Below are 18,036 nucleotides of genomic sequence, written 5' to 3' on the forward strand. Positions count from 1 at the left end.
GGTCAAAACCCGCGGCCGCGGGCAGCGCCCCGCATCACCCCCGCCGCGCCAGCAGCGCCCAGAGCCGCGGCCCCAGCAGGGCCAGCAGCGCCACGCCGAGGATCGCCGCGCTGCCCGGCCGCGTGAGGAACACGCTCCAGTCGCCCTCGCTGATGGTCAGCGCCTGGCGCAGCGCCTGTTCGGCCATGGGCCCCAGGATCATGCCGATCACCACCGGCGCCACGGGGAAGTCGAAGCGGCGCATGAACATCCCGATCGTCCCGATGGCGTAGAGCAGGATCAGGTCCACCACCGAGTTCGAGATGCCGTAGGTGCCGATGGTGGCGAAGACCAGGATGCCCGCGTAGAGCTGCGGCTGCGGGATCTTCAGGATCCGCACCCACAGCCCCACCAGCGGCAGGTTCAGCACCACCAGCATCACATTGGCGATGAACAGGCTCGCGATCAGCGTCCAGACCAGCTCGCCCTGGCTCTGGAACAGCAGCGGCCCGGGCTGGATGCCGTAGGACTGGAAGGCCGAGAGCATGATCGCCGCCGTGGCGCTGGTGGGCAGGCCGAGGGTGAGCATGGGCACCAGGATGCCCGCGGCGGCGGCGTTGTTCGCGGCCTCGGGGCCCGCCACGCCCTCGATGGCCCCGGTGGTGCCGAACTCGTGGCGGTGCTCGGGCTTGGCCAGTTTGCGCTCGACGTAATAGCTCAGCATGGTCGGCATCTCGGTGCCGCCGGCGGGCATCACGCCGAAGGGAAAGCCGAGGCCCGCCCCGCGCAGCCAGGGCCAGAAGCTGCGCCGCGCATCGGCGCGCGAGAGCATGACGGAGCCCACGGGCAGCACCTCCGCCTTCCCCTCGCGGTGGCGCCAGGCCATGTGCAGCGCCTCGCCCACGGCGAAGAGCGCCACCGCCACCAGCACCACGTTCACCCCGTCCAGCAGCTCGGGCACGCCGAAGGTCAGGCGCGGCTGGCCGGTCTGCAGGTCTATCCCCACCAGGCCGAGCATCAGCCCGAAGAACAGCGAGGCGAGGCCGCGCAGCGCCGAGCCGCCCAGCACCGCCGAGACGGTGACGAAGCAGAGCACCATCAGCGCGAAATACTCGGCCGGGCCGAGCATGAGCGCGAGGTCCACGATCACCGGGCCGAGGAAGGCGAGGCCGAGCGTGCCCACCGTGCCGGCGACGAAGCTGCCGATGGCCGCGGTGGCCAGCGCCGGCCCCGCGCGGCCGTGGCGCGCCATGCGCGCGCCCTCCAGCGCGGTGATGATGGAGCCGCTCTCGCCCGGCGCGTTCAGCAGGATGGAGGTGGTGGAGCCGCCATACATCGCCCCGTAGAACACGCCGCAGAACAGGATGAAGGCGCCGGTGGCGCTCACCTGGAAGGTGATGGGCAGCAGCAGCGCGATGGTCAGCGCCGGCCCGATGCCCGGCAGCACGCCCACCGCCGTGCCGAGGAAGCAGCCCAGCATCGCCCAGGCCAGGTTGGTGAGCGAGAAGGCGTGCGAGAAGCCGAGCGCGAGCCCGTTGATCGCCTCCATCACACCGGCTCCCGCCCGAGGAGCTGCAGAACGAGGCCCTCCAGCACGCCCGCGCCGATGTTCACGCCCAGCGCCTCCACGAACAGGAACCACACGGCGAGGCAGAGCGGCACGCCCAGCAGCAGGTCGCGCGCCGCGTGGCGGCTGCCGAAGCCCGCCGCCACCAGGGCGAACTGCGCCGCCGCCGCCAGCGAGAAGCCGAGCGGCCCGATCAGCAGCAGGTTCGCGACCAGCCCCGCCCCCACCAGCGCCAGCGCGCGCCGGTTGGGCGGCCCGGCCTCCACCACCTCCGCCAGCGTCGCGGACCAGCCGCCGCGCAGCGCCGCCCCCACCAGCAGCAGGCCGAGCAGCGACAGCCCCCCCGCCACCAGATAGGGCACGAGCTTCGGCCCCACCTGCGCGTAGATCGGCGAAGTCGGGATCGCCGCCGCCTGCCAGAGGCCCAGCAGGCCGAGCAGCAGCACGAAGAGGCCCGCCGAGAGATCGGGCCAGGAGGGACGGAGGCTCATGTGCGGCGACGCTTCCCCAGCGGTTTTCCCGGTGATGGCAGGCCCGGTCGAACACCGGGCTGGCGGGCGGATGGCAAGCCCGTCACCCGTTGCGCGGGCAGCGCGTCACGGCTTCGCGTGGCGCGCCCAGAAGGCGGGAATCTCGGCCCCGTCCACCTTGCCCCAGCCGGCGGCCGAGGCCTCGTCATAGACGGCGAGCGCCCGCTCGGCGAGCGGCAGGCCGAAGCCGCGCGCCCGCGCCTCCTCGATCATGGTGCGCAGATCCTTGCGCATGCCGTCCATGTCGAAGGTGGCGGGGCCGGCGGATTCGCCCGCCATCACCTTCGCCACCACCCCCGCTCGGGACTTCAGCGCGTTGGAGCCGCCCGAACTGTCGGCGAAGATGTCCACCAGCAGCGCGGGGTCCGCGCCCAGATGGCGCACCAGCGCCATCGCCTCGCCCAGCCCCTGCCAGTAGAGGACGAGCGGCAGGTTGATGGCGAGCTTCATGCTCGCCCCCGCGCCGGCCGGGCCGATGTGCTCCACCCGCCGGCAGAGCGCCTCGAGGATGCGGCGCGCCCGCGCCACCGCCCCCGCCTCGCCCCCGGCCAGGCCGAGCAGCTTGCCCTGCAGGGCGGGCCCCACCGTGCCGCCCACCGGGCATTCGACGAACTCCCCGCCCGCCGCCGCCACGCGCGCGGCGAGCGCGATCTCCACCTCCGGCCGAACCGTGCTCATCTCGATGAAGAGCGTGCCGGGCTTCGCCCCCGCCAGCAGCCCCTCGGGGCCGCCATAGACGGCCTCGATGGCCGCAGAATCGGTGAGGATCGTGATCACCGCCTCCGCCGCGCCGGCCAGCGCGGCGGGGCTTTCGGCCACGCGCGCGCCGAGGGCCGCGAGCGGCTGCGCCTTCTCCGGGCTGCGGTTCCAGACCGCGACCTCATGGCCCGTCTCGAGCAGCCGCTTCGCGATGGCGGCCCCCATCCGGCCGAGGCCGGCCACGCCGATCGCCATGCCGCGCGGCCCCGTCAGGTCACGAGGCCGAGGTCGCGCAGCACCGCCTCGGTGGCGGCGGTGTCGGCCTGGATGAACTGCTCGAAGGCGGGGCCGGCGAGGAAGGCGTCCTCCCAGCCGCGGGTGGCCAGCAGCTCGCGCCAGGCGGGCAGGCCGGCGATCTCGGTCATCAGCGCCGTCAGCGCGGCGCGCTGGCTGGCGTTGATGCCGGGCGCGCCGAACACGCCGCGCCAGTTGCTCGCCACCACATCCACCCCGCTCTCCTTCAGCGTGGGGATGTTGGGGTCGCTGCGCGTCTCGCCCGTGGTGGCCAGCGCGCGCATCCGCCCCGCGCGGATCTGCTCGGCGAACTCGGAGAAGCCGGAGATGCCCGCGCGCACCTGCGCGCCGAGGATCGCGGCCTGGGCCGGGCCGCCGCCGGCGAAGGCGACATAGCTGCCCTCGCGCGCCTGGCGTCCCAGGGCGCGCAGCATCTGGCCGAGGATGATGTGGTCCGTCCCGCCCGCGCTGCCGCCGGCCACCGAGACGCGCCCCGGCGCCTCGCGCAGCGCGGCCAGAAGGCCCTGGATGTCGCGGATGTCGCTCTGCGCCGGCACGACGATGACGCCGACCTCGGCCGTCATCCGCGCGATCGGCGTCACGTCCTTGAGCCCGACGGGGGTGCGGTTGGTCAGCACCGCGCCGACCATCACGGAGCCCGCCACCATCAGCGCATCGCCCCGGCCGCGACGCTGCGCGACGAAGCGCGGCAGCCCCACCGTGCCGCCCGCCCCGCCCACATTCTCGAAGGCGAAGCTGCCGACAAGGCCGGCCTGGCGCGCCACCTGCTCGATGGCGCGGCCGAGCCCGTCCCAGCCGCCGCCGGGCCCGGCGGGGATGAACATGGAGAGGCTGGCGAAGCGCTGCTGCGCCAGCGCGGGCAGGGCGAGGCCGACCGGCGCGAGCGCGGCGCCGGCCAGAAGGGTGCGGCGGCGCATGGCTCAGCCCTCCAGCGCGAGAACGGAGAGGAAATGCGCCACCAGCGGCTCGAGCCACCCCTGGTCGCGCAGCGTGGCCAACTGGTCCCCGGACAGACGCATGAATCCCTCCCTGTGCACCGCGCAAAACCCCTGCGCGCGCGGCGTCGCCCCGCCATTCTCGGCCGGCAGGGCGGCCGGTGCCAAGAGGCCCCACCGCGCCAGCCCCGCCCCGAAGCCCTGCGCGGCGAGCAGCCCCTCCTCCAGCAAGCGGGCGAAGCGGAAGGCGCGCTCGGCGAGCGGGGTGGGGCGGCCGGCCGCGTCGAAGAGCGGCTCGCCCTCCGTCTCCGAGAGATGCGGCGCGCCGGGGTCGATGCAGAGGGCGAGCTCCTCCCGCCCCGGGGCGAGCCGGGCGAGCAGGAAGGGGTAGCGCCGCAGGTAGCGCGGCACATGCGCCCCGGGGCGCGGGCCGGGCCAGAGCAGATGCGGCGCATGCGGCGGCTCGGGCGCGAAGACCACGGGGGCGTGGCGGGCCGCGCGGCCGATCTCGTCGAGCGCGAGCGGCAGGGGCTGCGGCGCGGCGAAGCCCGGCCCCGGGTCGCGCCAGCGCAGCCGCCCGTGCCGCGCGGCGGAGAGCGGCTCCAGCGCGCCATAGATGGGCGGCAGGGTCATTCGCGGCTCCCGATCCTGGATTTCAGCGAGGGCATGGCGCGCGGGCGCGCGGCGTGGAAGGATCGCACAGCCGGCGCGGGGCCGGAAGAACCCGGGCGGCCGCCCGGACACGATGATGGGCGAGGAAGAGAAGAAGGCATGTCCGAGAATGACGGCGAGCGCCGCGACGGCGCCATGAACGACAGCGCCGCGAATCGGCCCAGGCTGGGCCGTCGCCTGCTGGTGGCCCGCGCGGCCTCGGGCGCGGGGATGGCGGCGCTGGCCGCCGCACCGGCCGCGGCGCAGTCCGGCCGCTCCGACAGCGACCCGAACGACCGGCCGGGCTATGGCCGCAGCGGCTTCACGGACAGCGACCCCACGGACGGCCCCGGTCGTGGCCGCGGGGTCATCCAGGGCCGCCCCCGCACCGGGATCACGGACAATGACCCCTCCGACGGGCCCGGCTATGGCCGCGGCGGCGGGCGCCTCCGCACCGGGCTGACCGACAGCGACCCCTCGGACGGGCCGGGCTATGGCCGTGGCGGCGGGCGCCTCCGCACCGGGCTGACCGACAGCGACCCCTCGGACGGGCCGGGCTACGGCCGGCGCGGGCGCTGAACGGGCTTCCGCGACGCGGCGCTTGACGCCCACCCGCCCCGCGCGGGCATGATCGCGCGAACCGGCGCGGCAAGCCGGCAGGAAGGCACGGCCCATGAGCGATTCCCACGAAGATCCGAAACTCTCGCGCCGCTTGCTGGTGCTGCGCGTGGGCACCCTCGCCGGGGCAGGCGCGGCCGTCTCGGCCTGCGTGGCCCCGGCGCCGGGCTATTACGCCCCGGCCGCGCCGGTGGTGGTGGCCCCGCCCCCGCGCGGCACGGGCATCACCGACGCGGACCCCTCCGACGGCCCGGGTTTCGGCCGCGGCGGCTATCGCGGCAACCGCGTCCGCACCGGGCTGACCGACGCCGACCCCTCCGACGGGCCGGGCTACGGCCGCGGCGGCTACAGCGGCAACCGCGTCCGCACCGGGCTGACCGACGCCGACCCCTCCGACGGGCCCGGATTCGGGCGCGGCGGCTATCGCGGCAACCGCATCCGCACCGGCATCACCGACGCCGACCCCTCCGACGGCCCGGGCTACGGCCGCGGCGGCCGGCGCTGGTGAGCGGGGCGCGATGAGCCCCGAGGGCGGCGCCGGGAACGCCCGCCTCGCGCCCGCAGGGCCGGACGCCGCCGGCCCCGGGGCGGAGAGCCTCGCCGAATGGGCCTTCGGCCTCGCCTTTCCGGGCCTCTCCGTCGAGGAGGCGCTGCGCCTGCGCGAAGGCACGGCCTGGCGCCACTTCCCCGCCGCGCGGCCCGACGCCTTCGCGGCGCTTCTCTCCACCGCCGATCTCGACGCCCATCTGCGCACGGACGGGGCGCGCAGCCCGCGCGTCTCGATGGCCGACGATTCGCGCGAGGGCAGCGCCGCCGTGCCCGAGCACGAGTTCTGCCTGCCCGATGGCCGGGTGGACCTGCCGCGCCTGCTGCTGCGCTTCGACGCGGGCGCCTCGCTCGTCGTCTCGCAGTTCCAGGAGACGCATCCGCCGCTCGCGCGCTTCTGCCGGGGCCTCGAGAAGCTGTTCCTGCACGGGGTGCAGGCCAACATCTACCTCACGCCCCCCGCCGCCCAGGGCTTCCGCACCCACTACGACACGCATGACGTGCTGGTGCTGCAGGTGGAGGGCCGCAAGCGCTGGCGCATCTGGGACGGCGAGCGCGTGCCCCGCCCCACCCGCCGCACCCCCTGGCCCGGCGGCATGGCGCCCGAGGGCGAGCCGCACACCCTCACCCTCTCCCCCGGCGAGGCGCTCTACATCCCGCGCGGGGTGATGCACGACGCCGCGACCGAGCCGGGCGAGCCCTCGCTGCACATCACCGTGGGCTTCCTCGATCCCTGCTGGGCCCAGGCGCTGCGCGCCCTGCTGGACGATGCGGAGCTGACCGACCCCGCCCTGCGCGAATCCGTGCCCACCTGGCGCTTCGGCGAGGCGGCGCTGGCCGAGCGCCTGGGCGAGATGCTCGCGCGCCTCTCCGGCCCCGCCATGGCGGAACGGATGCAGAATCTTCTGCTCATGCAGCTTGCGAACGATCGCCAGCCCCTGCCCGCGCGCGGCCTCTTCGCCCCCATGCCCGAGGGGCGGCTGCGGCTGGCGGACGGGATGCATCACCACCTGATCCTGGGCGAGGACGGCACGGCCGCCCTGCACTGGGCCGGTGGCGCGGAGCCGCTGACCCCGGCCCAGGCCGAGGAACTCGCCGCCCTTGCCGAGGGCGCCCTCCCCCGGGACCGGGATTTCGCCCGGGCCCTGTGGCGGCGCGGGCTGCTGGAACCCTGCGAGTGATGCGCCCGGCGTGACCGCCGGCGGAATCAGCCCAGCTTCGAGGCGATCCAGTCCTTCATCTGCCCCTTCGGCATGGCGCCCACCTTGGTGTCCACCGGCTTGCCGTCCTGGAACAGGATCATGGTGGGAATGCCGCGCACGGCATACTGGGTGGGCGTCACCGGGTTGTCGTCGATGTTGACCTTGGCCACCGTCAGCCGGTCCTGATACTCGGCGGCGATCTCGTCCAGGATCGGGGCCACCATGCGGCAGGGGCCGCACCACTCGGCCCAGAAATCCACCAGCACGGGGCCGGGGGCCTTGAGCACGTCCTGCTCGAAGCTCTCGTCGCTGACGGCTTTGGTGAGCTCGCCCATGGGGTGCGAATCCTCTTTCATTCTCCCGGCACAAGGTCGGGCCGCCGAGGCGGGCGGTCAAGCACCGCCCCGGCGTCATGCGCGCGGCGCATGGGAATCGAGAAGATCGCCGGGGATGGGCATGACTCGCGCGCCATAGGTCCAGACCAGCGCGCACTCCACCGCCCGGCCCGGGAAGGCCTGGCGCAGCACGGCGCGATAGGCGGCGAGCTGGCGCAGATAGCCGGGCGGCGCCTCCTCGGGCCGGGCGGGCGGGGGGCGGTTGGTCTTGTAGTCCAGCACCAGGATGCGCGTGGGCGTCACCAGCAGCCGGTCCACCACGCCCATGATCAGCCGCTCTCCCACCCGGCCGGCGAGCGGGGCCTCGGCGAGGCTGCCGGGCCCGAAGGCCTCGGCGATGGCGGGGTGCGCGAGCACGCCCAGCGCCTCGGCCAGGATCTCGGCCTGGGCGGCGGGGGTGAGCCCATGGCCCGGGCGGGCGAGGTGGCGGCGCGCGGCCTCCTCGCGCCGGGCTTCGGGCAGTTCGGGCAGGGATTGCAGCAGGGCGTGGACCAGGTTGCCGCGTCGGAAGCGCAGGCCGAGCGGATCGCCCGGCGCATGGGGCGGGGCGGGCGCGCCCGTCTCCGTCTCGTCCTCCAGATGCGAGGGGGTGGCGATGCGCGCGCCCGCCCCCTCGGGGGCCGGCTCGCGCGCCCAGTCGGGAAGCCCTTCCTCCGCGGCGGCCTCGGCGCGGGCCGGCTCCGCCCGGCGCGGCGCGGTCTGGGGGGTTTCGAGCAGCCGCAGCGTCGCGCCCTTGAAGCCGGTCGCCTCGGCGCCCCAGGCGCCGGGGTCGAAAGGCGCCTCCCGCGCCCCGGCCAGCCGCTCGAAAGCCGCGGCCAACTGGTCATACCAGCAGCCGGGGGCCGTGACGTGGCGATACCAGCCGCAGAGGATCAGCCGGTCCTCGGCGCGGGTCAGCGCCACATAGAGCAGGCGGTTCTCCTCCTCGCGCTCGCGCCGGGCGCGGGCGGCGTCGGCCGCCTCCAGCGCGGGGGCGGCGAAGCCCGTCTTGCGCGGGGCCCAGAGCGGCAGCCCCTCCTGCGTCCAGCGCCAGCCGCCCGAGGGGGGCGGGGCCGCGGTGGTGTCGGGCAGGATGACGATGGGCGCCTGCAGCCCCTTCGCGCCATGCACCGTCATCACCCGCACCCGGTCGGCCGCGTTCTCCGGCTCGCGCTTCACCTCCGGGGCGGCGGCGCGCAGCCAGTGGAGGAAATGCTGCAGCGAGGCTGGGTGCGCCCGCTCATGCGCGTGGGCGGCGTTGAGCAGCTCGTCCAGCGGGTCCGCCGCGTCGGGGCCGAGGCGGGCGAGCAGCCGGGCCCGCGCCCCGCGCTCGGAGAGCAGCTCGGCGATCAGCGCGGCGGGGGGCAGATGGTCGGCCCGGGCGGAGAGCTGCGCGAGGAGATCGGCCGCCGCGCCGATCGCGCTCTCCTCGCCGCGCCGGACCATCAGCGCCGCGTGCAGGCTGCCGCGCCGGCCGATGGCGAGTTCCATCAGCGCCTCGTCGTCCAGTCCGAAGATCGGCGATTTCAGCGCGGCGGCGAGCTGCAGGTCGTCCTGGGGCAGCAGGATCGCATCGAGGGTGGCCAGCACATCCTGCACCGCAAGCTGCTCGACGAGCTGCATGCGGTCCCGCCCGCCCACCGGCACCCCCATCTCCTTCAACGCGCGGATGAGTTGGGCGACGAAGGCGTTGCGCCGGCGCACCAGCACCAGGATGTCGCCGGGGCGGATGCGGCGCGGCGTCGCGGGGTCGCCCTCATGGCGGGCCTCGAGAGTCTCGTTCCCGATCATGTGGCGGATGCGCCGCGCCAGCACCCCGGCGAGCCGGGCGTCGGGGCCCGTCTCGGCGCCCGCCTCCTCGGGCACGTCCCATTCCGGCGGCTCCGCGCCCGCCTCGGCGCCGAGCAGCGGCCAGAGCTCCACCCGCCCCGCCGCGCCCTCGCGATCGGGCAGGTGGCGCAGCGTCTCGCCCTCCGGCACCACCCCTTCGCGCGCCGGCCCCTCGGCGAAGACCGCGTCCACGAAAGCGAGCACCGGGGGCGCGGAGCGGAAGGAGACCTCGAGCGGCACGCGGCGGAAGCCCTGCCCCGCCGCCCGCGCGGCCCGCTCGAAGCGCGCCGCCTCGCGCGGCAGGCCCTCGGCGTCGGCGCCCTGGAAGCCGAAGATGGACTGCTTCACATCGCCCACCGCGAAGACGGTGCGAGGCTGCGCCGGGTGCTCCGCCCCCTCCCCGGCGAAGAACTCCCCGGTCAGGGCGCGGGCGAGCCCCCATTGGGCGGGGTTGCTGTCCTGCGCCTCGTCGAGCAGCAGGTGATCGAGCCCGCCATCCAGCTTGTAGAGCACCCAGGCCGCGCCGGGATTCTCGAGCAGCCGCAGCGCGGCGGCGATCAGGTCGTCGTAGTCGAGCCGCCCGCTGCGCCGCTTCGCCTGCTGGAAGGCCTCCAGCACCGGATGGCCGAGTGCGACGGCGGCGAGCGTGGCGTCGCGCAGCGCCAGCGCCCGGCGGCGGGCGCCGATCTCCGCGAGCCGTTCGGCCTCCGCCCGCAGCACCGCGCGCCATTCCGCCACCCGCGGCCCCGCCTGCTGGGTGGCGAGGTTCCGATCCGCCCGCGGCTGCCCCTCGCCGGTGAGGAAGAGGTTCTCCCAGTCCGGCAGGGCCGCGAGCCGGCCGGCCTTGTCGAGCGCGAGGAAGCCGCGCAGCCGCGCACCGCGCTCCTGGTCGTTGCGGTTGCCGCTGAGCTGCAGCGCGCCGGCGGCGCGCGAGAGCGCGTCGCCGTCCATGCCCGTCGCCGCCTCGAGGTCCAGCGCATCGGGGCTCGCGCCCTGGGGCAGGCGCAGCAGCGCGTCGAGCCGCGCGGCCAACGCCCCGGGCCCCTCGGCCAGCGCGGCGGCGAGCCGTCCCGCCTCGCCGCGCAGCCCCGCGAGCAGCGCGGCGAGGCCGCGCGCATCCGCAAGCCGGGCCAGGGTCTCGGTCTCGGCCGTCTCGGGCAGCAGGGCGTCGCGCGCCGCGGCGATCTCGGCCGCGGCGTCCATCTCCTCGAGCACGGCGAAGCCGGGGGCGAGCCCCGCCTCCAGCGGGAAGCCGCGCAGCACGGACTGGGCGAAGGCGTGCAGGGTGGAGATGCGCATGCCGCCCGGCAGCTCCAGCACCTCGGCGAAGAGGCGGCGGGCGCGCGCCTCCTCCTCGGCGTCGGGCGCGCGGTCGAGCAGGGCGCGCAGCTCGGCGCGCAGCGCCTCGGGCGCGGCCACCGCCCAGGCGCCCAGGCGCCGGTTGAGCCGGGTGGCCATCTCCGCCGCCGCCGCCTTGGTGAAGGTGAGGCAGAGCAGCCGCCCCGGCGCGGCCCCGCCCAGCATCAGCCGCAGCAGCCGGTCGGTCAGCAGCTTGGTCTTGCCCGAACCGGCCGAGGCCGAGACGAAGGCCGAGACGGAGGGGTCCGCCCCGGCGCGCTGCGCGGCCTCGGCCGCCTCGCGGGGTGTGCTCATCCCTCCTCCCCCTCCGCGGCGGACCATTCGGCGCTGCGCGCCAGGTGGCGGTATTCCGGCGCCGCCCGCCGGCGCGGATGCGGCTGGGCGAGGAAGGGGGCGTCGCCGAAGAGGAAGCGCCCGGCGAGGCGGATCGCCGCGGCCTCGGCCTTCGCCAGCGTGGCGCGCAGGTCGAGGGCGAGGCGGCGGCGCTCGCCCGGCTCCAGCCCGCCCTGCAGCCGCCAGTATTCCAGCGCCGAGACGGGCCCCTGCAGGCCGGGAAAACCGCCGCGCTCGGCGATCAGCGCCTCGAGGGGGAGCTGCGGCGCGCCGCCGGTTTCCACCTCCTTCCTCTCCGGGGGCGTGCCGGTCTTGACGTCCACCACCCGCAGCGTGCCGTCGGTGAGCAGATCGAGCCGGTCGGCCCGGGCCTTGAGCTGCAGCACCCCGCCGGGGCAGGCGATGTCCGTCCCGCCCTCGATCTCCGCCACGCTGTCGGCCAGCAGCCCGGCCCTGCGGTCCTCGGCCTCGAGGAGGATCACCGCCTCGCCGATGCGCGCGAGGCGCGGGGCCCAGATGGCGCGCACCGGCGGGGGCGGCGGGGCGGCGCGCAGCGCCTCGCCCACCGCCTCCTCCCAGGCCGCGCGGGCGGCGGCCGGGGAGAAGGGGCGGCCGCGCAGCCTGGCCAGGAAGCGCTGCATGGCCCGGTGCACCAGCATGCCGTAATCCGCCGCGCCGGGCGCCTGCTCCAGCGGCTCGAGCGGCCTGAGCCCGAGCACATGGCGCGCATGCACGGCATAGGGATCGGCGATCAGCCGCGCGAGGTCGGTGACCCAGAGGCTGCGCGGCCGGGCGGCGCGCGGCGGGCGGGGCGCGGGGCGCTGGCAGGGCGAGACCTGGCCCGGCGCGTCCAGCGCCCGCGCCCAGGCCGCCTCCCGCGCGGCGGGCAGGGCGAGCCCCTGGCCGGAGAGGAAGATGTCGAGCCGGGTGAGCCAGCGCGCCGGCACGCTGGGCGCGCCGCCGCGGCGCGCCGCGCGCGAGAGCAGCGCGCGCCGCGCATTCGCCGCGGTCAGCAGGAAATCCGCCGCGACCCGGCCGATCCGCCCCTCCGGCGAGGGCAGGCCGAAGGCGGCGCGCATGGGCCGGCTCATCCAGGGGCCGGGATCGGCCGCCTGGGGCCAGATGGTCTCGTCCAGCGCGCCGAGCACGACGAGGTCGAAGTCGAGCAGCCGCGCCTCCAGAAGCCCGAGGATCTCCACCTGCGGGTGCAGCGCCGCGCCCTCCCGCCCGCGCGCGACGCGCGGGGCGCGCGTGACGCCCTGGGCGAGCAGCGCGTCGAACAGGCCCGGCCATTCGGCCGCCTCGAGCGGCGGCAGCTCCGCCAGCGCGGGGGGCAGGGCGGCGAGGTGGCGGGCCAGCGCCTCGCCCTCGGCCTGGGCGTAGAGGCGCAGCCCCCCGGGCAGGCTCGGGGTGGCGGCCAGCGCCTCGGCGGCGGCCAGATGCGCCTCCAGCAGCGCCGCCGGCGGCTGGCGGCCGGCGGCGGGCAGCGGGGCCAGCGCCGCCTCCAGCGCATCGAGCAGGGGCAGCGCCTCGGGCGGGCAGAGCGGGCGCAGCCCCTCGGGGCCCGGGGCCGGGGCCACGCCGCGCAGCGCCGCGACCTCCAGCGCGTGAACGAGGCGCAGGAAGGCGGGGCGCTCCATCCCGGCGGCGCAGAGCGGATGCTTGAGCAGGGCGAGCAGCGCCACCGGCCGCCAGCGCGCCGCCACCGCCGCCGCGATGAGGCGCAGGAAGCCGCCGGCCGGCGTCTCGGAGAGGGGCTGGCCCGCGCTGTCATCGGCCAGGATGCCGTGACGCGGCAGTTCCGCCGCCACCCGGCGGGCGAGGTCGCGATCCGGCGTCACCAGCGCGGCGCGCGCGCCGGGCGTCTCGAGCGCCCCGCGCAGCGCGAGCGCGATGGCGGCCGCCTCGTGCTGGGCGTCCGCCGCCTCAAGGCGCGAAAGGCCCTCGAGCGCCGCCGCCGTCGCCGCGCCGGGCCGCTGCCAGGGGCCGAGCGCGCCGGCGGGCAGCAGGGCGGCGCCGAGCAGGGCGGCGCGGGGGCTCGCCGCGCCCGGAATCCAGGGCTCGGCCGCGCCGGGCGCCGCGCCCATGCGCCGCAGCATGGCGCGCTGGCCGGCGAAGGGATGGGTGGGGGCCTCGGCCAGCGCCTCGTCCGGCAGGGCGGCGGTGGCGGGGTCCTCGCCCGCCAGCACCACGAAGCCCTGCGGCAGGCGGGTGGCGATGGTGCGCAGCAGATCGGCCGCGGCCGGGATGGTGCCGCCCAGGCCGATGCCCGCGGCGATCACGGCGTGCCGGGGCGGCGCCTCCTCCCAGGCGCGGCGCTGGGCGCGCAGCGCCATGACGCGCCGCACCCCGATGTCGAGCAGCCCCTGCGCGTCCAGCCATTCCTGCCAGGCGCGCACCGCGCCCCGGAGAAAGAGGGTGGTGATCTGCCAGTGGGTGGCCAGCCGCTCCGGGGCCAGCGCCTCCAGCCGCTCCAGCCAGCGGTGCTCGAGGAGGCGGTGGTCCTCCGGGATGGGCTCCGCCTCCTCCAGCGCGATCTCGTCCAGCAGCCGGCCGAGCTCGCCGCCCAGCGCCCAGGCGTGCTCGGCGGTGGGGGGGCCGCCGCGATGGGCGGGCCAGCGCGCGGCGAAGGCGGCCAGCACCGCCTGGCGGCGCAGGGGCTCGACGGCGGGCGGCAGGTCGAGCAGCGCGGGCAGGGCGAGCTCGTCCGCATCCTCCACCGACAGCCCGGCCAGCGGTCGCAGCCGCGGCAGCAGCAGCGCGGGGGCGTCGGCCTCGCGCAGGAAGGCGGCCTGCAGCGCGCGGCTGGCGCGGCGCGTGGGCAGAAGGATGGTGGCGGCGGCCAGCGCCTCGCCCGTGCCGAGCCGGGCGAGGGCGCCGCGCGCGAGCCCCGCCAGGAAGGGCTGGCCGGGCGCGATGGCATAGAGGCGCATGGGGCGGAGCCTATGGCGCGGCTGCGTCAGGAGCGGTCATGGCGCGAGCTCGGCGAGCCGCCGCTCGGCCCGCGCGAGATCCGGCGGGGTGGAGAGGTGGAACCACAGCCCGTCATGCACCAGGCCGAACAGCCGGCCCTCGGCGATGGCCGCATCGAAGCAGCGGTTCAGGCTGAAGCGGCCCGGCGCCTCGCCCGCCACCAGGGCGGGGGAGGCCAGCATCACCCCGCCATAGAGGAAGGGCGCGACCTCGCCGCGCCCGGGCCGGCGCAGCCGCCCGAGCGGGTCGAGCAGGAAATCCCCCCGCCCCACCTCGCCCTCCAGCCCGGCGGTGCGCACGAGCAGCAGCAGGGCCGTCATCCGCGCCGGGTCGAAGGCGCGGGCGAGGCGGGTGATGGCGGGGGTGGGCCCGTCCAGCCAGAAGGCGTCGCCATTGGCCAGCACGAAGGGCGCGGGCCCGAGCCGCGGCAGGGCCTGGCGCAGCCCCCCGCCCGTCTCGAGCAGCTCGGGCTCGAGCTGCAGCCGCGTGACGGGGGGCTGGCCGGCGCGGGCGGCCAGAGCGGCGGCCACCTTCTCGGCCTTCCAGTGCGCGTTCACCACCGCCTCCTCCACCCCCGCCGCGGCCAAGCGGTCCAGCGCGTGGTCGAGCAGGCTGCGGCCGCGCAGAGTGAGCAGGGGCTTGGCCGTCTCGGCGGTGAGGGGGCGCATGCGCTGGCCGAGCCCGGCGGCCAGCACCATGCCGCGGCGCGGGCCGCTCACGCCTGCGGCCCCCCGCATCATGCGGGGTTGCGCCGCCGCTCGGGCGGCACATGCGCGTCGAGGAAGGCGCGCAGCGGGGCGGCGGCGGGGTGCTCCAGCGCGCGCGCGAGCAGCGCCCAGCAGCGCGGCCCGTGCGCGAGGTAGTGCGGCTTGCCGTCGCGCCGGGCGAGCCGCACCCAGAGCGCCGCCACGCGCAGATGCCGCTGCGCGGCGCAGACGGCCATGGCGGCGACGAACTCCGCCTCCTTCAGCTCCGGCCGCAGGGCGAGGTAGCGGGCGAGGACGGCCTGCCGCAGCGCCGGCGCCACGTCGCGCCGCGCGTCCTCGACCAGCGAGACGAGGTCATAGGCCGGATGGCCCAGCGCCGCGTCCTGGAAGTCTATCACCGCCACGCCGCGCGGGGTGGGGATGAGGTTGGCCGGGAAATAGTCGCGATGCACGAAGCCCTGGCCGGCGAAGGGGGCGAGCATGGCGCGCAGCGCGGCGTCGAAGCCCGCGCGCAGCGCGTCATCCGGCGGGGCGCCGAACATGGCGGGCCACCACCAGTCGAGGAAGGTGGCCGCGGCCGCCGCGCTCATCCGCCCCGCATCCCAGAGGGGCAGGCCCGCCGGGGCCGGGGCGGCGGCGAGGCGGGCCAGCGTCTCGGCCGCGCCGAGATAGAGCGGCAGCGGATCGCCCCCCGCATCCAGCGCCTCGGCCATGCTGGCGGGGCCGAGATCCTCCACCAGCGCGGCCGGGGCGGCGGGGTCCACGGCCAGCACCGCCGGGGCGGGCACGCCGATGGCGTCGAGATGGGCGGCCACGCGCAGGAAGGCGTCGAGATAGGCGGGATCGGGCGTCTGCATCAGCAGCGCGGGGCGCGGGCCGCCATGCAGCCGCGCGTAGCGCTTGGAGGCGTCGGCCGGCAGGGGCTCGGGCCGGGCGGCGGCGAAGCCCGCGCGGGCGAGCAGCGTGGTCACCATCGCCCCTCCCAGCCGCGCAGCACCGCCTCGCGCGCGCCCTCATCGGCCGGATCCGGCGCAAGAGAGACGCGCAGCGCATCGGGCGGCGCAAGGGGGCCCAGCCGGTCGGGCCATTCCACCAGCACGATGCCCTCGCGCGCCTCCTCCCAGCCGAGTTCCTGCAGCCCGGCGGGGCCCTCGAGCCGGTAGAGGTCGAAGTGATGCGCCATCACCCCCCCGGGCAGCGGGTAGGACTGGACCAGGGTGAAGGTGGGGCTCGGCACCTCCAGCGCCGGCTCGCCGCTGGCGGCGCGCAGGAAGGCGCGGGCGAGGGCGGATTTCCCCGCCCCGAGCGGCCCCTCGAGCAGGATGGCGTCGCCCGGCCGCGCCCGGGCGGCCAGCCGCGCGGCCAGCGCCTCGGTGGCGGCGAGATCGGGCAGGCGAATCCGCATGGGCGGAGAGTGCCGCCCCGCGCCGTCCCGCGCCAGGGCCGGGCGCATCACCCCCCCAGCGCGGCCTTCACCAGCGGCCCGGCCTTGGCGAGGTCGAGGCTCGCGCCGTGTTTCGCGCGCAGCGCCCCCATCACCTTGCCCATGTCCTTCATCCCGGCCGCGCCGGTCTCGGCCACGGCCTCGGCGATGGCGGCGCGCATCGCGGCCTCGTCCATCTGCTGCGGCAGGAAGCTCTCGATCACGGCGATCTCCGCCTCCTCCTTCTCGGCGAGTTCGGGGCGGTTGCCCTGGCGGTAGAGCTCCACCGCCTCGCGGCGGGACTTCGCCATGCCCCGCAGCATGGCGAGGATGGCGGCATCCTCCACCGGCGGGCCCGGGCGGGCGGCGATGTCCACCTCCTTCAGCTTCGCCTGGATCATCCGCAGCGTGGCGGTGCGGGCGGCGTCCTTGGCCAGCATGGCGGCCTTGAGTTCGGCGGTGAAGCGTTCGCGCAGGGTCATGGCGCTGATCCTTGCCATTACGAAACGGAGGAGATTTCCCAGGCCCGGGGCTTTCCGCTGGACTTGGGAAGTGATTTCCCAGATAGTCTAGCCCATGCGCAGCGTGGAAGACATCCTCGCCCTCATGGGCGGGGCCGAGGCCGCCGCCGCCGCCTGCCAGGTGGGCACCGAGGCCATCCGCAAATGGCGGCAGGCCAAGGCCATCCCGGCGCGGCACTGGCCCGCCATCCTGGCCGCCACCGGCCTTTCCCTCTCCGAGATCCCCGGCGCCCCCGCCGACACGCCCAAGGACACGCCCATGCCCGACGCCATCCCCGAAGGCGCCACCGCCGCCCTGGTGCTGGAGGATGGCGCCGTCTTCTGGGGCCGCGGCTTCGGCGCGCACGGGCGCCATGTGGCCGAAATCTGCTTCAACACCGGCATGACCGGCTATCAGGAGACGCTGACCGATCCCTCCTACGCCGCGCAGGTGATCGTCTTCACCTTCCCGCACATCGGCAATGTCGGCGCCAATGCCGAGGACATGGAGGCGGCCACCCCCGTCTGCCGCGGCCTGGTCGTGAAGCAGGAGGTGACGGAGCCCGCCAACTGGCGCGCCAGCGCCCATCTCGACGCCTGGCTGAAGCGGCACGGCATCCCCGGGCTTTCGGGCGTGGACACACGCGCCCTCACCGCCCGCATCCGCGATGGGGGCGCGCCGCGCGGCGTGCTGCATTTCCCCGCCGATGGCCGCTTCGACATCCCCGCCCTTCTCGCCGAGGCCCGCGCCTGGCCCGGGCTCGAAGGGATGGACCTCGCCAAGGAAGTGACCGCCCGCCAGCCCTACACCTGGGAGGAGACGCGCTGGGCCTGGGGCGCGGGCTATGGGCGGCAGACGGCCCCGCGGCATCGCGTCGTGGCGATCGACTACGGCGCCAAGCGCAACATCCTGCGCTGCCTGGCCGATGCCGGCTGCGCGGTGACGGTGCTGCCCGCCACCGCCACCGCCGAGGAGATCCTGCGCGAGAAGCCCGACGGCGTCTTCCTCTCCAACGGCCCCGGCGACCCGGCGGCCACCGGCGCCTATGCCGTGCCCGCCATCCGGGCGGTGCTGGAGCGGAAGATCCCGCTCTTCGGCATCTGCCTCGGCCACCAGCTTCTCGCCCTCGCGCTCGGCGCGCGGACCTACAAGCTCGAGCGCGGGCATCGCGGCGCGAACCAGCCGGTGCAGGAGATCGCGACCGGCAAGGTCGAGATCACCAGCCAGAACCACGGCTTCGCGGTGGACCCGGCGAGCCTGCCGGCGAACGCCACCGTCACGCATGTCTCGCTCTTCGATGGCACCAATGAGGGAATCGCCGTGACCGACCGCCCCGCCTTCAGCGTGCAGTATCATCCCGAGGCGAGCCCCGGCCCCTCGGACAGCCACCACCTGTTCCATCGCTTCGTGGCGATGATGGATCAGGCCAAGACGGCTTGAGAAATCTTACTCGATTTGATATTATGTGTCGAATAATTTACTAAAAAGGCGACG

Annotated in this window: 16 protein-coding genes; 4 read left to right on the forward strand and 12 right to left on the reverse strand. The window is 76.1% G+C overall.

Annotated features, from left to right (window positions below; all coding sequences use genetic code 11):
• Nucleotides 1-34: 34 nt before the first annotated feature.
• The 5 genes from H596_RS0110890 to H596_RS24135 all read right to left on the reverse strand — a co-directional run bounded on the left by H596_RS0110890 (nt 35) and on the right by H596_RS24135 (nt 4,658).
• Nucleotides 35-1,528: a tripartite tricarboxylate transporter permease gene (locus tag H596_RS0110890; protein ID WP_027284920.1), complete on the reverse strand. Its 1,494-nt coding sequence runs from the start codon at nt 1,526-1,528 to the stop codon at nt 35-37.
• Nucleotides 1,528-2,037 (reverse strand): tripartite tricarboxylate transporter TctB family protein, encoded by a 510-nt coding sequence (locus H596_RS0110895; RefSeq protein ID WP_027284921.1) that lies wholly within the window; start codon nt 2,035-2,037, stop codon nt 1,528-1,530. The genes H596_RS0110890 and H596_RS0110895 overlap by 1 nt, the downstream gene beginning before the upstream one ends.
• Before the next feature lie 105 nt (nt 2,038-2,142).
• Nucleotides 2,143-3,147, reverse strand: a complete 1,005-nt coding sequence (locus H596_RS0110900) for an NAD(P)-dependent oxidoreductase (protein ID WP_245583995.1) — start codon at nt 3,145-3,147, stop codon at nt 2,143-2,145.
• On the reverse strand, nt 3,045-4,007 hold the full coding sequence (locus tag H596_RS0110905; protein ID WP_027284923.1) for a Bug family tripartite tricarboxylate transporter substrate binding protein: 963 nt from the start codon (nt 4,005-4,007) through the stop codon (nt 3,045-3,047). The genes H596_RS0110900 and H596_RS0110905 overlap by 103 nt, the downstream gene beginning before the upstream one ends.
• A 3-nt stretch (nt 4,008-4,010) precedes the next feature.
• Nucleotides 4,011-4,658, reverse strand: coding sequence for a SapC family protein (locus H596_RS24135; protein WP_051212805.1), 648 nt, complete (start codon nt 4,656-4,658; stop codon nt 4,011-4,013).
• Between the two features lie 138 nt (nt 4,659-4,796).
• On the opposite strand from H596_RS24135, the gene H596_RS24140 reads away from it, so the two are divergent.
• The 3 genes from H596_RS24140 (at nt 4,797) to H596_RS22925 (ending at nt 7,021) form a co-directional block, all read left to right on the forward strand.
• Nucleotides 4,797-5,255: a hypothetical protein gene (locus tag H596_RS24140; protein WP_027284924.1), complete on the forward strand. Its 459-nt coding sequence runs from the start codon at nt 4,797-4,799 to the stop codon at nt 5,253-5,255.
• 94 nt (nt 5,256-5,349) lie between these two features.
• Nucleotides 5,350-5,802, forward strand: coding sequence for a hypothetical protein (locus tag H596_RS0110920; protein ID WP_027284925.1), 453 nt, complete (start codon nt 5,350-5,352; stop codon nt 5,800-5,802).
• A 10-nt stretch (nt 5,803-5,812) separates the two neighbouring features.
• The gene (locus H596_RS22925) at nt 5,813-7,021 is read left to right on the forward strand and encodes a cupin domain-containing protein (RefSeq protein WP_051212807.1); all 1,209 of its coding nucleotides are present in this window, start codon (nt 5,813-5,815) and stop codon (nt 7,019-7,021) included.
• A gap of 26 nt (nt 7,022-7,047) precedes the next feature.
• Here the strand turns inward: H596_RS22925 and trxA are convergent, their stop codons facing one another.
• The 7 genes from trxA to H596_RS0110960 all read right to left on the reverse strand — a co-directional run bounded on the left by trxA (nt 7,048) and on the right by H596_RS0110960 (nt 16,523).
• A complete protein-coding gene (gene trxA / locus H596_RS0110930) occupies nt 7,048-7,377 on the reverse strand; it encodes a thioredoxin TrxA (protein WP_027284926.1) in 330 nt (109 codons plus the stop codon).
• Between the two features lie 75 nt (nt 7,378-7,452).
• Entirely contained in the window at nt 7,453-10,899 is a 3,447-nt protein-coding gene (gene addA / locus H596_RS0110935) for a double-strand break repair helicase AddA (RefSeq protein ID WP_027284927.1), read from the reverse strand.
• Nucleotides 10,896-13,871, reverse strand: coding sequence for a PD-(D/E)XK nuclease family protein (locus tag H596_RS0110940; protein ID WP_027284928.1), 2,976 nt, complete (start codon nt 13,869-13,871; stop codon nt 10,896-10,898). The genes addA and H596_RS0110940 overlap by 4 nt, the downstream gene beginning before the upstream one ends.
• A 36-nt stretch (nt 13,872-13,907) precedes the next feature.
• A complete protein-coding gene (locus tag H596_RS0110945) occupies nt 13,908-14,648 on the reverse strand; it encodes a nucleotidyltransferase family protein (protein ID WP_037300993.1) in 741 nt (246 codons plus the stop codon).
• On the reverse strand, nt 14,648-15,592 hold the full coding sequence (locus H596_RS0110950) for an aminoglycoside phosphotransferase family protein (RefSeq protein ID WP_037300947.1): 945 nt from the start codon (nt 15,590-15,592) through the stop codon (nt 14,648-14,650). The genes H596_RS0110945 and H596_RS0110950 overlap by 1 nt, the downstream gene beginning before the upstream one ends.
• A complete protein-coding gene (gene tsaE, locus H596_RS0110955; protein ID WP_027284931.1) occupies nt 15,586-16,023 on the reverse strand; it encodes a tRNA (adenosine(37)-N6)-threonylcarbamoyltransferase complex ATPase subunit type 1 TsaE in 438 nt (145 codons plus the stop codon). The genes H596_RS0110950 and tsaE overlap by 7 nt, the downstream gene beginning before the upstream one ends.
• Nucleotides 16,024-16,070: 47 nt before the next feature.
• On the reverse strand, nt 16,071-16,523 hold the full coding sequence (locus tag H596_RS0110960; protein ID WP_027284932.1) for a GatB/YqeY domain-containing protein: 453 nt from the start codon (nt 16,521-16,523) through the stop codon (nt 16,071-16,073).
• Nucleotides 16,524-16,617: 94 nt separating this feature from the next.
• Here H596_RS0110960 and carA point away from each other — a divergent pair, with 94 nt between their 5' ends.
• Nucleotides 16,618-17,982 carry a glutamine-hydrolyzing carbamoyl-phosphate synthase small subunit gene (carA, locus tag H596_RS0110965; protein WP_027284933.1) on the forward strand — a complete coding sequence of 455 codons (1,365 nt, stop codon included), beginning with the start codon at nt 16,618-16,620 and terminating at the stop codon, nt 17,980-17,982.
• Nucleotides 17,983-18,036 lie beyond the last annotated feature (54 nt).

The sequence above is a fragment of the Rubritepida flocculans DSM 14296 genome (assembly GCF_000425365.1).
Lineage (GTDB): Bacteria > Pseudomonadota > Alphaproteobacteria > Acetobacterales > Acetobacteraceae > Roseococcus > Roseococcus flocculans.

Bases quoted from the DNA above. Each gene is read 5' to 3' on its own strand.
- H596_RS0110890 (WP_027284920.1), bottom strand. From the start codon at position 1,528: ATGGAGGCGATCAACGGGCTCGCGCTCGGCTTCTCGCACGCCTTCTCG.
- H596_RS0110895 (WP_027284921.1), bottom strand. From the start codon at position 2,037: ATGAGCCTCCGTCCCTCCTGGCCCGATCTCTCGGCGGGCCTCTTCGTG.
- H596_RS0110905 (WP_027284923.1), bottom strand. From the start codon at position 4,007: ATGCGCCGCCGCACCCTTCTGGCCGGCGCCGCGCTCGCGCCGGTCGGC.
- H596_RS24135 (WP_051212805.1), bottom strand. From the start codon at position 4,658: ATGACCCTGCCGCCCATCTATGGCGCGCTGGAGCCGCTCTCCGCCGCG.
- H596_RS24140 (WP_027284924.1), top strand. From the start codon at position 4,797: ATGTCCGAGAATGACGGCGAGCGCCGCGACGGCGCCATGAACGACAGC.
- H596_RS0110920 (WP_027284925.1), top strand. From the start codon at position 5,350: ATGAGCGATTCCCACGAAGATCCGAAACTCTCGCGCCGCTTGCTGGTG.
- H596_RS22925 (WP_051212807.1), top strand. From the start codon at position 5,813: ATGAGCCCCGAGGGCGGCGCCGGGAACGCCCGCCTCGCGCCCGCAGGG.
- trxA (WP_027284926.1), bottom strand. From the start codon at position 7,377: ATGGGCGAGCTCACCAAAGCCGTCAGCGACGAGAGCTTCGAGCAGGAC.
- addA (WP_027284927.1), bottom strand. From the start codon at position 10,899: ATGAGCACACCCCGCGAGGCGGCCGAGGCCGCGCAGCGCGCCGGGGCG.
- H596_RS0110940 (WP_027284928.1), bottom strand. From the start codon at position 13,871: ATGCGCCTCTATGCCATCGCGCCCGGCCAGCCCTTCCTGGCGGGGCTC.
- H596_RS0110945 (WP_037300993.1), bottom strand. From the start codon at position 14,648: ATGCGGGGGGCCGCAGGCGTGAGCGGCCCGCGCCGCGGCATGGTGCTG.
- H596_RS0110950 (WP_037300947.1), bottom strand. From the start codon at position 15,592: ATGGTGACCACGCTGCTCGCCCGCGCGGGCTTCGCCGCCGCCCGGCCC.
- tsaE (WP_027284931.1), bottom strand. From the start codon at position 16,023: ATGCGGATTCGCCTGCCCGATCTCGCCGCCACCGAGGCGCTGGCCGCG.
- H596_RS0110960 (WP_027284932.1), bottom strand. From the start codon at position 16,523: ATGACCCTGCGCGAACGCTTCACCGCCGAACTCAAGGCCGCCATGCTG.
- carA (WP_027284933.1), top strand. From the start codon at position 16,618: ATGCGCAGCGTGGAAGACATCCTCGCCCTCATGGGCGGGGCCGAGGCC.